The sequence below is a fragment of the Sinorhizobium meliloti genome (assembly GCF_017876815.1).
In the GTDB taxonomy this organism is placed as follows: Bacteria; Pseudomonadota; Alphaproteobacteria; order Rhizobiales; family Rhizobiaceae; genus Sinorhizobium; species Sinorhizobium meliloti.
Genome location: NZ_JAGIOS010000001.1, coordinates 1376153 through 1394449 on the forward strand (window position 1 = coordinate 1376153; position 18297 = coordinate 1394449).

At 63.6% G+C, this 18297-nt stretch carries 13 protein-coding genes; 8 read left to right on the plus strand and 5 right to left on the minus strand.

Translation table 11 applies throughout. The features are described 5' to 3' along the window. Positions 1-43 precede the first annotated feature (43 nt). The 4 genes from htpX (at position 44) to purH (ending at position 6020) form a co-directional block, all read left to right on the plus strand. Positions 44-1003, plus strand: coding sequence for a zinc metalloprotease HtpX (htpX, locus tag JOH52_RS06540; protein WP_003531758.1), 960 nt, complete (start codon positions 44-46; stop codon positions 1001-1003). Then, entirely contained in the window at positions 1003-2415 is a 1413-nt protein-coding gene (locus JOH52_RS06545) for an RsmB/NOP family class I SAM-dependent RNA methyltransferase (protein WP_010970575.1), read from the plus strand. The genes htpX and JOH52_RS06545 overlap by 1 nt, the downstream gene beginning before the upstream one ends. 167 nt (positions 2416-2582) lie before the next feature. Next, on the plus strand, positions 2583-4268 hold the full coding sequence (locus JOH52_RS06550) for a heparinase II/III family protein (protein ID WP_010970574.1): 1686 nt from the start codon (positions 2583-2585) through the stop codon (positions 4266-4268). A 141-nt stretch (positions 4269-4409) separates the two neighbouring features. Further along, the gene (gene purH, locus JOH52_RS06555; protein WP_010970573.1) at positions 4410-6020 is read left to right on the plus strand and encodes a bifunctional phosphoribosylaminoimidazolecarboxamide formyltransferase/IMP cyclohydrolase; all 1611 of its coding nucleotides are present in this window, start codon (positions 4410-4412) and stop codon (positions 6018-6020) included. 133 nt (positions 6021-6153) lie between these two features. Here purH and JOH52_RS06560 read toward each other — a convergent pair whose 3' ends face one another. Then, positions 6154-7545 (minus strand): MFS transporter, encoded by a 1392-nt coding sequence (locus JOH52_RS06560; protein ID WP_010970572.1) that lies wholly within the window; start codon positions 7543-7545, stop codon positions 6154-6156. A 125-nt stretch (positions 7546-7670) separates the two neighbouring features. Continuing rightward, positions 7671-12458: an NAD-glutamate dehydrogenase gene (locus JOH52_RS06565; RefSeq protein ID WP_107010568.1), complete on the minus strand. Its 4788-nt coding sequence runs from the start codon at positions 12456-12458 to the stop codon at positions 7671-7673. A 283-nt stretch (positions 12459-12741) separates the two neighbouring features. Here JOH52_RS06565 and pdxY point away from each other — a divergent pair, with 283 nt between their 5' ends. Both pdxY and JOH52_RS06575 read left to right on the plus strand, forming a co-directional pair. Further along, positions 12742-13623: a pyridoxal kinase PdxY gene (gene pdxY / locus JOH52_RS06570; protein ID WP_010970570.1), complete on the plus strand. Its 882-nt coding sequence runs from the start codon at positions 12742-12744 to the stop codon at positions 13621-13623. 173 nt (positions 13624-13796) lie between these two features. Further along, positions 13797-14480, plus strand: a complete 684-nt coding sequence (locus JOH52_RS06575; protein ID WP_010970569.1) for a carbonic anhydrase — start codon at positions 13797-13799, stop codon at positions 14478-14480. A gap of 346 nt (positions 14481-14826) precedes the next feature. Here JOH52_RS06575 and JOH52_RS06580 read toward each other — a convergent pair whose 3' ends face one another. From JOH52_RS06580 to JOH52_RS06590, 3 genes are all read right to left on the minus strand, one after another. After that, complete coding sequence (locus JOH52_RS06580) at positions 14827-15648, minus strand: lytic murein transglycosylase (protein WP_013844939.1); 822 nt, start codon at positions 15646-15648, stop codon at positions 14827-14829. Positions 15649-15820: 172 nt separating this feature from the next. After that, entirely contained in the window at positions 15821-16855 is a 1035-nt protein-coding gene (locus tag JOH52_RS06585; protein ID WP_003531790.1) for an aspartate-semialdehyde dehydrogenase, read from the minus strand. Positions 16856-16968: 113 nt separating this feature from the next. Continuing rightward, positions 16969-17139, minus strand: coding sequence for a hypothetical protein (locus tag JOH52_RS06590; protein WP_010970567.1), 171 nt, complete (start codon positions 17137-17139; stop codon positions 16969-16971). Between the two features lie 128 nt (positions 17140-17267). Between JOH52_RS06590 and JOH52_RS06595 the strand changes: the two genes are divergently transcribed. Beyond that, a complete protein-coding gene (locus JOH52_RS06595; RefSeq protein ID WP_010970566.1) occupies positions 17268-17528 on the plus strand; it encodes an AbrB/MazE/SpoVT family DNA-binding domain-containing protein in 261 nt (86 codons plus the stop codon). Then, on the plus strand, positions 17525-17929 hold the full coding sequence (locus JOH52_RS06600) for a type II toxin-antitoxin system VapC family toxin (RefSeq protein ID WP_010970565.1): 405 nt from the start codon (positions 17525-17527) through the stop codon (positions 17927-17929). Before JOH52_RS06595 ends, JOH52_RS06600 begins: the two co-directional genes overlap by 4 nt. Positions 17930-18297: the final 368 nt, after the last annotated feature.

Consider the following 18297-nt stretch of genomic DNA (forward strand, 5'->3'; position numbering starts at 1 on the left):
CCAAGAGGCGCGGGAAGGACACCGATTTGGTTGGAGCTCATTCATGAATCTCATGCGCACCGCAATGCTGCTCGCCTTCATGACCGTCCTCTTCATGGCCGTCGGCTATGTCATCGGCGGCCGCGGTGGCATGATGATCGCCCTCGTCATCGCCGCAGGCATGAACTTCTTCTCCTACTGGAATTCCGACCGGATGGTCCTGCGGATGTACCGGGCGCAGGAGGTGGACGAGCACAGCGCGCCGGAATATTACGGGATCGTCCGCGATCTGGCGAAGAATGCCGGCCTGCCGATGCCGCGCGTCTACGTCATCGACAGCCCGCAGCCGAATGCCTTCGCCACCGGTCGCAATCCGGAGAATGCCGCGGTCGCCGCTTCGACGGGACTGCTGCATTCGCTTTCCTACGAGGAGGTTGCCGGGGTCATGGCGCATGAGCTCGCCCATATCCAGTATCGCGACACTTTGACGATGACGCTGACGGCGACGCTCGCCGGTGCGATTTCCATGCTTGGCAACTTCGCCTTCTTCTTCGGTGGCAACCGCGAGAACAACAATCCGCTCGGCTTCATCGGCGTGCTGATCGCGATGATCGTTGCCCCGCTCGCGGCCATGCTGGTACAGATGGCGATCAGCCGTACACGCGAATATTCCGCCGACCGCCGCGGTGCGGAGATATGCGGCAATCCGCTCTGGCTTTCCTCGGCGCTCCGCAAGATCGCCGGTGCCGCTCAGGTCATCCATAACAATGACGCCGAGCGCAATCCGGCGACGGCGCATATGTTCATCATCAATCCTCTCTCGGGCGAGCGGATGGACAATCTGTTCTCGACCCATCCGAACACGGAGAACCGGGTTGCGGCTCTGGAGAGAATGGCCCGCGAGACGTCCACGGGCTCGACGGCGCCGGTCCGCCCTGATAATGCAGGGCGCAAATCGCGCTCTGTCCCGAGAACCGGCTGGGGTCGCGGTGGTTCCGAACCGCCGAAAGGCCCCTGGTCCTGATGCCCGAAGACAATAAGAACGATTCACGTCCGAAACGATCCCGAGAGCACAACCGCTCCGGAGGGGCAGGAGCCCGGCCCGGTGCGGATGCCGCGGCCAAACCGGGCCTGAAGAGCCGCCAGGCGGCTGCCAAGATCCTGGCGGCGGTCGTGGACCGCAAGACGCCGCTGGACGGAATGCTCGATCCGGAGCGCGGGAACCCGGCCTATCGCGAGTTGAGCGAAGCCGATCGCGCGCTGGTGCGCGCCATTCTCAACTCGGCACTCCGCCATCTGCCTCGTATTCGTGCGGCCATAGACTCGCTTCTGCAAACGCCTCTGCCCGAGGGTGCTCGGGCTCTCGAACATGTGCTGACCGTTGCCGCCACGCAAATTCTCTATCTCGACGTTCCGGATCATTCGGCCGTCGACCTCGCAGTGGAACAGGCCCAGTCCGATCCGCGCAACCGCCGTTTCGCAAGCCTCGTCAACGCCGTGCTGCGGCGGCTTTCGCGTGAAAAGGAAGAAATTCTCGAAAAGCTGCGACAAGTCCCGGCGATGCCCGGCTGGTTCTTCGACAGGCTCGTCGCCTGTTACGGTCCCGACCAGGCCGAGCGCATCTCCGAGGCACAGCTCGTACCCGCCGCTATCGACCTGACCGTGAAATCCGATGCCGCTTCCTGGGCGGAGCGGCTCGCCGGCACCGTGTTGCCGACCGGCTCCGTTCGTCTTCAGGAATTCTCCGGTTCGATCCCGTCGCTTTCAGGCTTTTCGGAGGGCGCCTGGTGGGTCCAGGACGCGGCCGCCTCCATTCCGGCGCGCCTTTTCGGGGATATTTCCGGAAAGAAGGTGGTCGATCTCTGTGCCGCGCCCGGCGGCAAGACGGCGCAGCTCGTCCTCGCGGGGGCGGAGGTGACCGCGCTCGATCAGTCTTCAAGCCGGTTGCGGCGGCTCAAGGCCAACCTCGAGCGGCTTGGCTTCGAGGCCCGAACCAAGGAGAGCGATATGGCCGAGTTCCGGCCGGAAGAACTCTTCGACGCGGCCCTTCTCGACGCCCCCTGCTCCTCGACGGGCACCACCCGGCGGCATCCCGACGTGCTCTGGACGAAAGGCCCGCAGGACGTCGAGAAGCTCGCCAGGCTGCAGGAACGGCTGCTGCGGCACGCGCTTACCTTGGTGAAGCCCGGCGGTCTCATCGTTTTCTCCAATTGCTCGCTCGACCCGCTGGAGGGCGAGGAGGTCGTCGCCCGCGTCGTCGCCGACAGCGGATGCGAACGGGTGCCGATCGACGCAGCCGATTGGCCGGGGCTCGAAAAGGCAATCACCGCGCTTGGAGAGTTCCGCACGACACCTGCGATGCTGCCGCTGGAACCGCCCTTCGCCGGTGGCCTCGATGGCTTTTATGCCGCCGTGCTGCGCCGTGCGGGTGCCTGAGGGCGCTCATCAACAGACTGTTTTGCTGGAACAATTGACGCCCTCGGACGGCCCGCCTATCAATGGCGGCAGGGTTGATAAATATTTAATGATCTTTCCCGCACGATTCCGATCTTCTGCTTGATCCTCGAATCGGCTCCGGTTCAAGAGGAAACCCACGGGCGCCGATGCCGTTTTCCAGTAAAACAAGGCTCCTATATTTGTATTTGCGCGAAGGCCAACGACGATTGGCGCGCCTGCTTTCGCGCGGAATGACGACGGCGCTGCGCTTTGCGGGGTCTACGCCCGCCCGCCTGATCGTCGCACCCACGGATCTTCGGGCCATCGATCCCTTCGCCGCCGAAGAGATCCTCGCGGGTCGTTTTCCGCTCGCCGGCCGCGTTCTGGATACCGAAGGCGAATCGCCTTTCGAAATCGACCTGCCGTCGCACGAGTTCGCGGCCCGGCTTCATTCCTTCGGCTGGCTGCGTCACATGCGGGCGATACAGGACGAAGCCGGCTCGATCAGGCTGCGCCAGATCATGGACGACTGGATGGGCAGCCATGGCCGAAGCATCGGCGAAATCTCGTGGGAAGCGGACGTGGTTGCGCAGCGCGTCATCGCCTGGCTGTCCCATTCGCCGGTGGTGCTGCGCAACGCCGAGCACGGTTTCTATCGCCGCTTCCTGAGAAGCCTTGCCCTTCAGGTCCGCTATCTCCGGAATGTCGCCGAGACCGTTTCCGATGGAGAGGCGCGCCTGAGGGTTCGCCTGGCACTCGCCATGGCCTCCGTTTCGATGCCGGCTACGGCGTCGGCGATCCGCAAGGCGTCGCGTAATCTGGATCTGGAGCTGGAGCGGCAGCTTCTGCCCGACGGGGCGCATTTCTCCCGAAACCCCCGCGCCGGGCTCGAGCTGCTGCTCGATCTGCTGCCGCTGCGCCAGACCTATGTCAATCTCGGACACGACGTGCCCTCGAGGCTCATTCCCTGCATCGACCGCATGTATCCGGCGCTCCGCTTCTTCCGCCACCAGAGCGGGGAGCTCGCCCTCTTCAACGGCGCGACTTCGGTTCTCGCCCATGAGCTCGCCTCGGTGCTCAGATATGACGAGACGTCCGGCGAGCCGTTCCGGTCCTTGCCGCACGCCCATTACGAACGTCTGGCGATGGGCGATACCGTCATCATCATGGACACCGGACGACCGCTTTCGGTCGACCTGTCGCGCAGCGCCCATGCCGGCTGCCTCTCCTTCGAGATGTCCTCCGGCAGGAACCGCTTCGTCGTCAACTCCGGCGCGCCGAAATTTGCCGGCGATCGATTTCGGCAGATGGCGCGCACGACCGCCGCGCATTCCACAGTCACCGTCGACGACACGTCCTCCTGCCGCTTTTCGCAGTCGCGCTTCCTCGGCCCGGTCATGATCAGCGGCCCCTCGCGCATCGTGATCGAGAGGAAGGACGAGCCGGGAAGCATCGAGCAGGTCAAAGCGAGTCACGACGGCTACCTTGCGCCCTTCGGCCTGATCCACGAGCGCGACATCGGAATTCTCAATGGCGGGCGGCTGCTACGCGGTCGCGACCGACTGCTGCTGGAGGATGGCAGCGATCCGGAAAATGACGACGACGCGACCGCTGTCGCCCGTTTCCACATCCATCCGGCAATCGGCATGCGCCGGCACAGCGAGAGCGAGATATATCTGACGGCACCCGATGGAGAGGCATGGCTCTTCGCCTGTCGCGACGGTGCGCTCGCGATCGAGGAGGACATTTTCTTCGCCGATCCCTCCGGCGTGCGCGCCTCGTCGCAGATAAGCGTGACCTTCTCCGCCGCCTCGCAGCCGGAAATCCAGTGGACGTTCACACGCGAGGGATGATCCCGAAATTGCGCCGGGCCTATTTTCCCGTTGTCGCGGCGCCGAAGGTTCCTTCCGGGAACAAGCTATGCTAACGGGCAGCCATCCCAATCGCCGGAACCTCCTCACTACGCGTCCGGCGCTGCCAAAGGAGCAAGGTCGATGGCTGTCGCCTCCAAGAAAATCCCCGCCCCGGACGAGGTCCGGATCAAAACCGCCCTCCTTTCGGTCTCCGACAAGACGGGCATCGTCGAACTCGCCCGCGCCCTCAACGACAAGGGTATCCGGCTCATCTCGACCGGCGGTACGCACAAGGCGCTTGCCGATGCCGGCCTTCCCGTCAGCGACGTGTCGGAGCTGACCGGCTTTCCGGAAATCATGGACGGGCGCGTCAAGACGCTTCACCCCGGCGTCCATGGCGGTCTTCTCGCGATCCGCGACGACGCGGAGCATGCGGACGCCATGAGCGCGCACGGCATCACCGCGATCGATCTCGCCGTCATCAATCTCTATCCCTTCGAAGAAGTCCGGGCCAAGGGCGGCGACTATCCGACCACGGTCGAGAATATCGATATCGGCGGCCCCGCGATGATCCGGGCATCGGCCAAGAACCATGCCTATGTGACGATCGTCACCGACCCGGCGGACTATTCGCCGCTGCTGGAGGAAATCGCAGACGGCGCGACGCGCTACGCCTTTCGCCAGAAAATGGCGGCCAAGGCCTATGCCCGCACGGCGGCCTATGATGCGACGATCTCCAACTGGTTCGCCGAAGTGCTCGACACGCCCATGCCGCGCCACCGCGTCCTCGGCGGCCTGCTCAGGGAAGAGATGCGCTACGGCGAGAACCCGCACCAGAAAGCCGGATTCTACGTGACCGGCGAGAAACGGCCGGGAGTGGCCACGGCGGCGCTGCTACAGGGCAAGCAGCTCTCCTACAACAACATCAACGATACCGATGCCGCCTTCGAACTGGTGGCGGAATTCCTGCCGGAGAAGGCACCGGCCTGCGCCATCATCAAGCATGCCAACCCCTGCGGCGTTGCGACCGCGCCCTCGCTCGCGGAAGCCTATCGCCGGGCGCTCGCCTGCGATTCGACCTCGGCATTCGGCGGCATCATCGCGCTCAACCAGGAACTGGACGCCGAGACCGCGGAAGAGATCGTCAAGCTCTTCACCGAGGTGATCATTGCGCCTTCGGTCAGCGACGACGCGAAAGCCGTCATCGCCCGCAAACCGAACCTGCGGCTGCTTGCGGCCGGCGGCCTGCCGGATCCGCGCACGCCCGGCCTGACGGCGAAGACGGTCGCCGGCGGGGTGCTCGTCCAGACGCGCGACAACGGCATGGTCGAGGACCTGGAGCTCAAGGTGGTTACCAAGCGTGCGCCGACGGCGCAGGAACTCGAAGACATGAAGTTCGCCTTCAAGGTGGCGAAGCACGTCAAGTCCAATGCCATAGTCTATGCCAAGGACGGCCAGACGGCGGGTATCGGCGCCGGCCAGATGAGCCGCGTCGATTCCGCGCGCATCGCTGCCATAAAGGCGGAAGAAGCGGCCAAGGCGATGGGCCTCGCCGAGCCGCTGACGCGCGGTTCGGCCGTCGCTTCGGAGGCCTTCCTCCCCTTCGCCGACGGGCTTCTGTCAGCCATCGCTGCCGGCGCAACCGCCGTCATCCAGCCGGGTGGTTCGATGCGCGACGAAGAAGTGATCGCGGCGGCGAACGAGCACGATGTCGCGATGGTCTTCACAGGCATGCGGCATTTCCGGCACTAGATCACGATGTTTTTGGGTCGGGTCGACCTAAGGACATGAACGTGATCGATTCCAAGAAGTCGAGACGCGGGATGCGGGCGCAAAACCGCCCACACTTTTTCTCATCCCGCTCTAAGCCTCCTGCGCGAAATTCCTATAGCGGCCGGTGCGCCGGATAGGGGGTCCGCAGGAGGATCACGAGACCGACGGCGAGAAAGGCGACCAGCGCCATCATGCCGATCCGGGCCGAACCGGTCACAAGCGTGATCGTCGCGACCGAGGCGGGCGCCAGGAACGAGGTGGCGCGGCCGGAAAGGGCGTAGAGACCGAAATAACGCCCGGCTTCGTCGGGCGAAACACTGCGCGCGAGGTAGGATCGGGATGAGGCCTGGACCGGCCCGAAGGCCACGCCGACCAAGAGTCCATACAGAATATAGGCCTTTTCGGCGGCGGTGCCGAAGAGGCCGCCCGAGTCCGTCGAGCCAAGCGGGACAAGCCCGAAGAGCGTGAAACCGGGCCCGGTCGAGACGATGCCGAGCGTGGCGATCGTCAGTGAGACGAGGCTTGCGACGACGATCGTCTTGGAGCCGAGCCGTGCATCCAGCCTGCTCGCATAAAGGCAGCCGAAGATCGCCACGACATTCAGGATGATGCCGTAGAGCCCGAGTTCCATCGTCTGCCATCCGAACATCCCGGCGGCGAAGGTGCCGCCGAGCGCGAGCAGCCCGTTGACGCCGTCCTGGAAGATCATCCGGGCGATCAGGAACCGCAAGATGCCGGCCCTCTCCTTGAGTTCGGCAAGCGTGCCCTTCAGTTCCTCGAAGCCCCGAGCGGTTGCCTTCGCCATGGACATCCTTGCCCTGGTCGCATCCGGCGTGAAGAGGAACATCGGCAGGATGAAAACGAGGTACCAGGCGGCGGATATGGGGCCGGTGATCCGGGCGTCTTCGCCCTTTGCCGGATCGAGCCCGAACAGAGGCTCGAGTCCGATCGCCGTCTTGCCGGTCTGCGGGCTTCCGGCAATCAGCGCGACCACGGCGATCAGCACGATCATGCCGCCGAGATAACCGAGGCCCCAGGCGATGTTGGAGATGCGTCCCACTTCCTTTTCGCTCACGAGCCGCGTCATCATCGAATCGTTGAAGACGATGGAAAATTCGGCGGCCACGGTCGCCAGCGCCAGAAGGAGCGCCGTATAGATCAGGGACGAGCCCGGTGCCGCGTTCCAGAGCAGGGCGAGCGAGATGATCTTCACGGCGGCGAAAAAGGCGATCCACGGCTTTCGTGGGCCGGACGCATCGGCAATTGCGCCGAGGACCGGCGAAAGCAGGGCAATCACGATCCCCGCGACGGTCAGCGTATAGCCCCAGACCGCCTGTCCATGTGCGGGATCGGCCGTTAGCCGGGAAACAAAATAGGGCGCGAAGATGAAGGTGGTGATGACGGTGAAGAAGGGTTGCGCGGCCCAGTCGAACAGCATCCAGCCGGCAATGCCGAGACGCGAAGTCCGAGGCCGCTCCTCCATTCGCCCAGCCGCGATATCCACTTCATCCCTCCCCGGCACTTGCGCAAGCGCGCCGCGTTCGTAGGCGGCGGGCAGGGCAATGAAGAACAACCTTCAACCGGAGCGGAATTGGGCCCTCCGGCTTGTTTACGGCCGGAGGGACTGTGTCATTTCGTCCAGCCGCGTGCAAGATCGCTGAGGAGACCGGCTGCAACAGTGACCTTGGCGAGGGTCGTTTCGCCCTTTTCGGTCAGCAGCCTCAGCTGGTCGCCGACAGTGGCGACGCGTTGGCGATCGCGGTCCTGCCAGGCGAGAACGGGGTTTCGGTCGCCCTTATGCTCGACGAGGGCGGCGATGGTGATATCGCGGCGTGCGGTGCCGATATCGCCGACCGCCCGCGAGAGCGCCATTGACTCGAACTGCTCGGTGGCGGGCACGCGGTCGGCGGCCGCCAGCAGGCGGTTGATCCTCAGGCTCTCGGTGACGGTGAAATAGGCTTGGGCGGTGCGGCTCAGCGGCTCGCCAGTTACCGTGGCGATCTGCATGATCTCAGGGACCAGGGTCATGAGCGACAGTTCGGCGATTTCCTCGGCAAGCTTTGCCGACACGCCGTTTTCGATGAAGCCAGCGGCCCTCAGGCGCGCTTCCTCGGCACCCTCCCTGGATATCGCCGCCCGCATGGTGCCGCGCAGCTTCTGCAGCCCGTCGCGAAGCCGGGCAACCGCTTCGGCCACGGAGCCCTCGGAGGCGCGGGTGCGCAGCGCCCTTTCGGCGACGAGCGCAAAGATACGCCCCACCTCATGATAGAGCCTGTTCTGGATCGCGCCGCTGATCCTGTTGTCGAGCGCGTCGATCTCGCCGTAGATGCGCGGCAGATCGAAGCCATCCAGGGCCAGCACCGCTGCCTTCACGACGTCGGCGGATAGGAAGCCGGTGGCATCCGTCAGCGTCGAGACGAAAGCGGGGCCGCCGCGGTTTATCGTTTCGTTGGCGAGCACGGTCGCGATGATCTCACGGCGCAGCCGGTGCCCGTGAATGTCGCCGGCATAGGCCTTGCGCATCTTTGCGGGGAAGTAGCGCTCCAGGGTCGCCGTGAAATAGGGGTCGTCCGGAATCTCGCTGACGATCAGCTCGTCGAAGAGCACCAGTTTCGCATAGGAGAGCAGCACGCCGATCTCCGGGTGCGTGAGCGGCCGGCCCGCCTGGTAGCGCTCGCTCATCGCCTGGTCGGTCGGCAGGGTCTCGACCTTCCGGTTGAGGTGACCGTCGGCCTCCAGCCGCGCCATCAGCCGCGCCAGCGGCGTGCGGTTGGCGAGGCCCTGCATTTCGGTGAGCGAGATCGCCAGCGACTGCTGGTAGTTGTTACGCAGCACGAGATGTCCCACCTCGTCCGTCATCGATGCCAGAAGCGTGTTGCGCTTGGGCCGGGTCAGGCGGTCGTCGCGCATGGCCGAGGCAAGCGCGATCTTGATGTTGACCTCGACGTCGGAGGAATTGACGCCGGCCGAGTTGTCGATGGCATCGGAGTTGCAGCGCCCGCCATTGAGCGAGAAGCCGATACGGCCTTTCTGGGTGACGCCGAGATTGGCCCCCTCTCCGATCACGCGCGCCCGCACGTCCTCGGCGGAGACGCGGATCGCGTCGTTGGCGCGGTCGCCGACCTCCGCATCCGTCTCGTTGGCGCCGCGCACATAGGTGCCGATGCCGCCGAACCAGAGCAGGTCGACCGGGCTCTTCAGGATTGCGCTCATGATCTCGAAGGGCGTTGCCTTCGGCTTGTCGATGCCGATCGCCGCCATCGCTTCGGGGGTGAGTGTCACCAGTTTTTCCGAACGCGAGATGATCATCGCGCCGGGCGAGAGCGCCTTGCGGTCATAATCCTGCCAGCTGGAGCGTGGCAGCGCGAACATTCGCTTGCGCTCGCCAAAGGAGAGATCGATATCCGGCTCGGGATCGATGAAGATATCGCGGTGATCGAAGGCCGCGATCAGCCGGATCTTTTCCGAAAGCAGCATGCCGTTGCCGAAGACGTCACCCGACATGTCGCCGACGCCGGCGACGGTGAAGGGCGTCGTCTGGATGTCGACGTCCATTTCGCGGAAGTGCCGCTTGACGGCCTCCCACGCGCCGCGTGCGGTAATCCCCATCTTCTTGTGGTCGTAGCCGGCGGAGCCGCCTGAAGCGAAGGCGTCGTCGAGCCAGAAGTCCGCTTCCTGGGCGAGCGCATTCGCCGTGTCGGAGAAGGTTGCCGTTCCCTTGTCGGCGGCAACGACGAAATAGGGGTCGTCGCCGTCGAGCCGTAACGTGTCCTCAGGGGGAACGACCTCCTGGCCGATGATATTGTCGGTAACCGAGAGCAGCGTGCGGATATAGGTCTTGTATGCTTCCGTTCCCGCCTTGAAGATCTCGTCGCGGCTGCCGCCGACAGGCAGCTGCTTGGGATAGAAGCCGCCCTTGGCGCCGACCGGAACGATGACGGCGTTCTTCACCTGCTGCGCCTTGACGAGACCGAGCACCTCGGTCCGGTAGTCCTGTGCCCGGTCGGACCAGCGAAGCCCGCCGCGCGCTACCTTGCCGAAGCGCAGATGGACGCCTTCCACTTCCGTGCCGTAGACGAAAATCTCGCGGAAGGGCCGCGGCTCCGGCAGGCCTTCGAGCTGCTTCGGATCGAGCTTGAAGGCAAGAACCGCGCGCGGCCTGCCCTCGGCGTCCTTCTGGAAATAGTTCGTCCGGAGCGTCGACTGGACCGCATTGACGTAGCGGCGCAGGATTCTGTCCTCGTCGAGGCTGGGCACGGCAGACAGCGCCTCCTCGATGCCTGTCAGCAAGGCGCTGCACTTCTTCGTGCGTGCTTTCACCTCCGTCGTCGGATCCATGCGCGTGGAGAAGAGACGGAAGATGTCGGCGGCGATCGTCGGATATTTGTTCAGGGTATCGGCGATATAGCCTTGGGAATAGGTGATGCCGGCCTGGCGCAGATAGCGCGCATAGGCGCGCAGTACCGTGATTTCGCGGGCGGTGAGCCCGGCAAGCAGGACCAGCCGGTTGAAGTTGTCGTCCTCCGTCGTGCCGTTCCAGGCCGCGAGGAAGGCCTCCTCCAGTGCCGGGCCGATTCTGGCGAGGTTGAGCGTGTGCCCGTCGCGGTGGATCAGTTCCATGTCGTGAAGGACGACCTCGCGGGGCTCGTCCCCATGGACGTGCACGCCGATGTCGTAGGTCTGCTCGCTGATGACACGGAAGCCGAGATTTTCGAGAAGCGGCACGCGGCGCGACAGCGAAACGGGCGTGTCGGCATGGAAGATCTTCAGTTCCAGCGTATCCGGCCGCTCCTGATGCCGGTGGTAGAAGGAGATGCGGATCGGGTCGCCAGCCGTGCAGGCGGCGATGTCTCCGAGGTCGGCATAGGCTTCCGCGGGCGTGAAGGCCGCCTGATAGGCCTCACCGACCGATATCTCGGTGCCCTCCTTGCGGGCGAGCAGATTGAACCGATCGATCCAGCGGGTGACGATGGCGCGGACCGCCTCTTCGAGCTTCGCCTGGGGAACCCGTGGCGTCTTGCCGCCGGAGCGTCCTATGATGAAATGGACGCGTGCGAGCCCGCCTTCGGGAAAGGCCGGGTAATAGGCCGAGACCCGGCCGTCATAGACTGTCTTCAGATAATCGCCGATCTTTTCGCGGACATCGGAATCGTATTGTTCGCGCGGCACGAACACGATGACCGACACGAAGCGGTCGAAGTGGTCGATGCGCGGCAGCACCCGTACCCGCGGGCGGTCGCCGAGTTCGTTGATCTGTTCGCAGAAGGCGGCGAGAAGCCCGACGTCGATCTGGAAAAGATCGTCGCGCGGATAGGCTTCCAGCGTGTTCGCCAGCGTCTTGCCGGAATGGCTCTGCGGATCATAGCCGAAATGATCGACGATCTTCTCGATCTTGTGCCTGAGCAGCGGGATCTCCGACGCCTGGCGCGTGTAGGCCGTCGAGGTGAACAGACCGACGATGCGCAGCTCGCCGACGACGTTGCCGGAGGCGTCGAAGCGCTTGATGCCGATATAGTCCATATGGGCACGCCGGTGGACGACCGACTTCACATTGGCCTTGGTCACGATCAGGAAGTCTGGGCCCTCGAGGAAGGCGAGGATTTCCGGCGTCGTCAGCACCGCATCCTTGCCCTGGCGCAGGACCCGCACGTCCGGATTGGACAGGATGCCGAGCCCCCTGCCCTTGCCGCGCTCGACGGTCGCCCGTCCGCCCTTGCCGGAATAGGTATATTCCCGCATGCCGAGGAAGGTGAAGTTGCTATCCCTTAGCCAGCGAAGGAACGCCAGCGCCTCGTCGCGGTCGCTCTTCTTGCGGGAAGCGTTGTAGTCCTCGAGCTCCCGCATTGCCTGGTCGAGCAAAGCGGTCATTGCCGGCCAGTCGTGTACGGCTTGATGAACCTGCTCCAGCACATCCGAGATGCGCTTGCTCAGTGAGCGTGCCTCGAGCGGCGTCAGCCTGCTCAAGTGGATTTGAATGTGGCTGACGCGGTGCTCGGGCGCGCTTTCCTCGTCCGGATCGAAGAGCTTCACGGGCTTGCCGGGTTCCATCACCAGAATCGGGTGGATCGCCAGGTGGATGTCGCGGTGGGTGCTCGTCACCTCTCCCATCACCGAATCGTAAAGGAAGGGCATGTTGCGCTCGGTGATCGCGATGATCGAAACCTCGATACCACCCGGTGCGACCCCTGCTACCGTCTCCACCGAGACCTGCGGCTTGCCGCCGTCCCAGCGCGCGAGCTCGCCGCGCGCGTGGGCAGCGGTGAGCGCCAGCATCTCAGGCGTGTAACGGTCGAGGTCATCGTTGCTCGCTCCGCCGAAGAGGATTTCCGGTGGCAGTGTCTCGGCCCCGAATCTGGACCCTGCCGCTCGGGCCGCATCGATGTGCCGATCCCGCTTCGGATTATGCTTCACGCCCATGAAATCGCTCTCCACTCATGATGGTTGAACCTACCAGAACCATGCCCAATGGCGACCGTTTTTATGATGGATTTCGGCAAAATGGAGCCGGATTTCGGAGAAAATCACGTAGATTCGACCTAAATCCATTTAAATCAAAGGTAATTTTGCAAAAATTTCCCGAAAAACCGCAAAAACGAACGAAAACGCCGAAGTTTCTTCACGCGTGGTCTGCAAGAGCAGCTGTTGACAGGCCGTGAGGGGCGGGCGATCACACTTCGAAAGCGAATAATGGGGTCTCCCGATGTCCGACACGCCTGCCGCGCCCGGTGCCGTCATCGTCATTTCGAGTCATGTGGTCCGCGGTGCGGTCGGCAACCGGGCTGCCGTCTTCGCGCTGGAAATGCTCGGCCATCGGGTCTGGGCTTTGCCGACGGTCGTGCTCCCCTGGCATCCGGGACACGGCCGGTCGACGCGGGTGACCATGCCGGACGAGGACTTCCGCTCGATCATTGACGATCTCGTCGCTGCGCCCTGGATCGGCGAGGTGCGCGCGGTGCTGTCCGGCTATCTGGGTTCCCCTGAACAGGCGGCGGCCGTTGCCGGCCTCGTGAAGGCGCTGCGCCGGCGTGATCCCGCGCTCTTCTATGCCTGCGATCCGATTCTTGGCGATGCGGGCGGCCTCTACGTCCCGGTGGAGATCGCCGGCGCCATCCGCGACCTGCTGCTGCCGCTTGCGACGCTCGCCACGCCCAACCGGTTCGAGCTCTCCTGGTTGGCAGGTGCTTCGCTCGAGACGAATGCGGCTATCCTCGACGCGGCGGTCGACCTCGGACCGTCACGGGTGCTGGTGACATCGGCGATACCGATGATGAGCGGCGGTACGGGCAATCTTTACCTGTCCGGACGCCATGCGCTGCTTGCCGAGCACCGCCTGATCGACAATCCTCCGAACGGCACCGGCGACCTGCTCTCGGCCGTATTCCTCGCGCGCCTCCTGGAAGGGCTTCCGGAGGAACGCGCGCTGCAGATGGCGACCGCCAGCGTCTACGAGGTCATTGCGAGAAGCCGCAAGCGCGATTCCGACGAGCTGACGCTCGAACAGGATGCATCGAGCCTCGCGACACCGATGGCAATGGTGCAGATGCGCCGCCTCATGCATCCGAGCCAAGCGCGGAAGAAATAGCAGCGGAAGAAATAGCATCAGATACGGAAGAAATGCCTCATGGACGCATTTCGCCCTTTCGAATGGCGGGAGCTCGCTGTAACAGTTCGACGCTTCATGGTTCCCGGTGCGTCTTTCAGACACGCTACCCGCATGTTTCCTTGAATCCCGATCAAAGAAGGAGCACCAGGACGATGCCGCAGGAACGAGTGGATGAAACGGGGTTACCGATGGATATACAGGGCTTTCCGGAACATCTTCTGACCGGCTACCGCAATTTCATGAGCGGTCGCTTCAACGAACAGCAGCAGCGCTACAAGACGCTCGCCGAGAGCGGTCAGAAACCGAAGACGATGGTCATCGCCTGTTGCGACTCCCGCGCCGCACCCGAAACGATTTTCGATTCCGGCCCGGGAGAACTCTTCGTGGTGCGCAACGTCGCCAACATGATGCCGCCATACGAACCGGACGGACATTATCACTCGACCTCGGCCGCGCTCGAATTCGCGGTCCAGTCGCTGCGGGTCACCAACATCGTGGTCATGGGCCACGGGCGCTGCGGCGGCATCAAGGCGGCCCTCGACCCGGACGCCGAGCCCCTCTCCCCGGGCGATTTCATCGGCCGCTGGATGAACCTCCTGAAACCGGCCGCCGAGCAGATCCAGAGCAACGACGTGATGACTCAGGCGGAACGGCAGCGCGCGCTCGAGCGGGTCTCGATCCGCAATTCGATCGCCAATCTGAGGACGTTTCCCTGCGTGAACATTCTCGAGTCGAAGGGAAAGCTGCGCCTGCACGGCGCATGGTTCGACATCTCGACCGGCGAGCTCTGGGTCATGGACGCGAAGACCGGCGACTTTTCCCGACCGGGAATGTAACGGCCGCCAGTCAGGCCCCTCATCCGCCTGCCGGCACCTTCTCCCCGCAGGCGGGGAGAAGGGACAAGCGGCGCCAACTGAACCCCGCATTCACCGCCCGCCCGAGGGAGCGAGCGGGCGCGGCATATCCCTTCTCCCCGCCTGCGGGGAGAAGGTGGCGGCAGCCGGTTGAGGGGCAACCGAGACCGAGCGGGGTTGAGGCGGTTGGGTTCCCGAGGGATCCCATTCATGAGCAGTATCCGCCGCACCGGCGCGCAAGAGATATGTGCATGCCGTAGCCCGCATGCGGGGGAGAGGGTTAGGGTGAGGGGCAAATTGCAACCGGTTACGCCGGTGAGTCTTTCTGTCACCCGCCGTCGATTTCGGCGCCGATGATGGCGATCGCCTGCTGATAGACGCTGGCGGCATTCCAGCCCTGGATGGCGGCGAAGTTGACCTCGCCCGGCTGATAGCCGCCGCCCGGCTGCCAACCATGGCCGCGCAGGAAATTCGCCGTCGAGGCAAGCGCATCCGCTTTGGAGCGGACCATGTCGACATGGCCGTTGCCGTCGCCGTCGACGCCGTATTTCAGCACGTTCACCGGGAGGAATTGCGTCTGTCCGATCTCGCCGTGCGCTGCCCCGCGGGCGGCCGGGCTGAGGTCGCCGCGCTCGACGAGCTGGAGGGCTGCGTAAAGCTGGTTCGTGAAATAATCCGAGCGGCGACAATCATAGGCGAGCGTCGAGACGGCGGAAAGCGTGTGTTCCTTGCCCAGGAACGAGCCGAAGCCGGTCTCCATGCCCCAGATGGCGATCAACGGGCCGGCGGGAACGCCGTAGCGCTGCTCGATGCTCTGGAAGAGCCTGGCATTCTGCGCCCGCAGCTTCTTGCCGCGCGAAATGATCACCTGACCGCCGCGCTTCTGCATGAACTGGTCGAGCGACAGTTTGAAACTCTTCTGGCCGCGATCGGCGCGGATCGTCGCCCTGCTGTAGGAGACGTTGGCGAGCGCCTGGTCAACTACCGAAGGGCTGATGCCGTTCCCGGCGGCTTCGCGCTTGAATTCCGACAGCCAGGCGGAGAAGCCGCTGCCGTCATTGCCGCACTGCGCCGCAGAGGCGGCCGCCGGAAGAACTACGGTTGAGATCAGGGCCGCCAGGCCCGCTGCTGCGCTCTTCACCCTATGCATAGAATACCCCGTCGATTGCCCGAATCTGTTGCCTTCGAAATTCCCGCTTCGTTTTCCGCTCTTCGCCGGCACGCGGTTTCACGTGAATCCATTGCCCGCCGACGAACTGCGGACCCCGCCTGTCGCCATAACGAGGCAGGCGGGGCTTAAAATTTTGCCCGACCGAGGCCGCTCAAGCCGCCTGCTTGCGCGGCTTGATCAGGCCGCGGTTGATCAGCAGCTCTGCGATCTGCACCGCGTTGAGCGCCGCGCCCTTGCGCAGGTTGTCCGAGACGATCCACATGTTGAGGCCGTTTTCGACCGTCGCATCCTCGCGGATGCGCGAGATATAGGTCGCGTCCTCGCCGGCGCATTCGTAAGGCGTCACATAGCCGCCGTTCTCATGCTTGTCGACGACCAGGCAGCCCGGCGCTTCGCGCAGGATCTCGCGCGCCTCGTCGGCGGTGATCTCGTTTTCGAATTCGATATTGACCGATTCCGAATGGCCGATGAAGACCGGAACGCGCACGGCCGTGCAGGTCACCTTGATCTTCGGGTCGAGCATCTTCTTGGTTTCGGCCAGAACCTTCCACTCTTCCTTGGTGTAGCCGTCTTCCATGAAGACGTCGATGTGCGGAATGACGTTGAAGGCGATGCGCTTGGTGAACTTCTTGCTCTCGATCGGATCGGCGACGAACACAGCGCGGGTCTGGTTGAAGAGCTCGTCCATGCCGTCCTTGCCGGCGCCGGAAACCGACTGATAGGTCGAAACGACGATGCGCTTGATCTTGGCGTGATCGTGCAGCGGCTTCAGCGCCACCACGAGCTGCGCCGTCGAGCAATTCGGATTGGCGATGATGTTCTTCTTGGAGAACTGCGCGATCGCGTCCGCGTTCACCTCCGGTACGATCAGCGGAACATCGGCGTCGTAGCGCCAGGCCGAGGAATTGTCGATGACGACGCAACCCTCCCGGCCGATCTTCGGCGAATACTTCTGCGAGACGGCGCCGCCGGCCGACATCAGGCAAATGTCGGTGTCGGAGAAATCATAGGTGTCGAGGTTCGTCACTTTCAGCGTCTTGTCGCCGTAGGAGACCTCGGTGCCGACCGAGCGCGAGGAGGCGAGCGCCACCACTTCGTCGGCCGGAAAGCCGCGCTCGGAAAGAATGTTCAGCATCTCCCGGCCGACATTGCCGGTGGCGCCTGCGACAGCAATTTTGAAACCCATGATCTAAGCTCTCTTTCTGTCTCTCCTCGTCTGGTGGAGGGGGAAACCGCGCGGTCCGACCGCGAAGTTCCTGTCCCCGGCCTTACCGGGGAGAGAGCGGAGGGCCAGAGACGTCAGACGGTTTTCGTCGTCGTTTTGGCCGTGGTTTTGCGAGCGAGCGAGAAATGGCTGATCGGCCCGGCGTGGTGGGCCGGCAAATTCAGCGCAGCGATGGACGAACCCTTCGGTCGCATGGCGGTTTCCTCGTTCGCCGCTGCTCTTACCGGCTTTTCGGCAAGAGTCAAGCCGCGGAGGCCTCCCCAGCGATCCGAATGCAGGGCAACGCGGTTTCGCGTTTGCTCGGAAGTCTTGAACCGTGAGGCGAAAGAGAGTATATACACGGAAGTAGATACGGAAGTGGGAGGCGACCACCATGCCCCATCTTGCACGGGTGTTCCAGTCCGGAAATTCGCAGGCCGTCCGCCTGCCTAAGGAATTCCGCTTCAACGTCGATCGCGTCGAAATCACGCAGGAAGGCGACGCGCTCATTCTCCGCCCGCACGTCGAGCAAGGCGAGCAGTGGTCATCGCTGAAGGCGGCACTTGCCCGTGGCATGAGTGAAGACTTCATGATGTGCGGGCGCGAGCAGCCGGAACAGCAGGATCGGTCGGAACTCGACGCGGTATTTCGGTGATCTCCCATATTCTCGACACCAACGCCGTCATCGCTTTGATCGGGCGCAAATCGGATGCATTGGTCACCCGTGTACTCCATAGCCCTCAGGGCATTATCGGGCTCCCGTCGGTCGTCGCGTATGAACTCTATTTTGGAGCGCAGAAAAGCGCGAAGGCCCAACACAATCTCGAAACCCTGCGTTTGTTGATGGCGGATTTTCCGATCCTCGACTTCGACCGGAACGATGCCTTTGTCGCAGGCGAGATCCGGGCCGCCCTTGCCGCGAAGGGTACGCCCATCGGACCTTATGACGTGCTGATTGCGGGACAGGCCAAAGCCCGTGGATTGACGCTCGTCACCAACAATGTCGGCGAGTTCAATAGGGTTGAGAACCTGCGCGTGGAGGATTGGTCGCTCTAGGCCCTGTGGACACTTATGCATAGGGATTTGACGGCCCATATTGCGAGGGACTTTCGTGGAAAATCCGGCGCCGCAGGCCGTCCGCCTGCAAGCCGGATTTTTCGCGACAAGGCACCGCAATATGGTCCGCTCGAAGGGTTTTGCACAAATCGCCCACTGCCGGCGGCTTTTCCCTTGCAAAGGGGGCAACCCTTTGCTGCGGAAAAATCCTTGGCATTGACCGATTTGTGCAAAATCAAACTCCTATCCATAAGCGTCTACAGGTCCTAGGCCTTGCCCGGTGCCGGCTGCGCGTCGGGAGCCGGGCCGCCTTCCTCAGGAATTCCCCCATCCTGGTCACGGCATTAGACGAAAGTCATAAGCCCAAA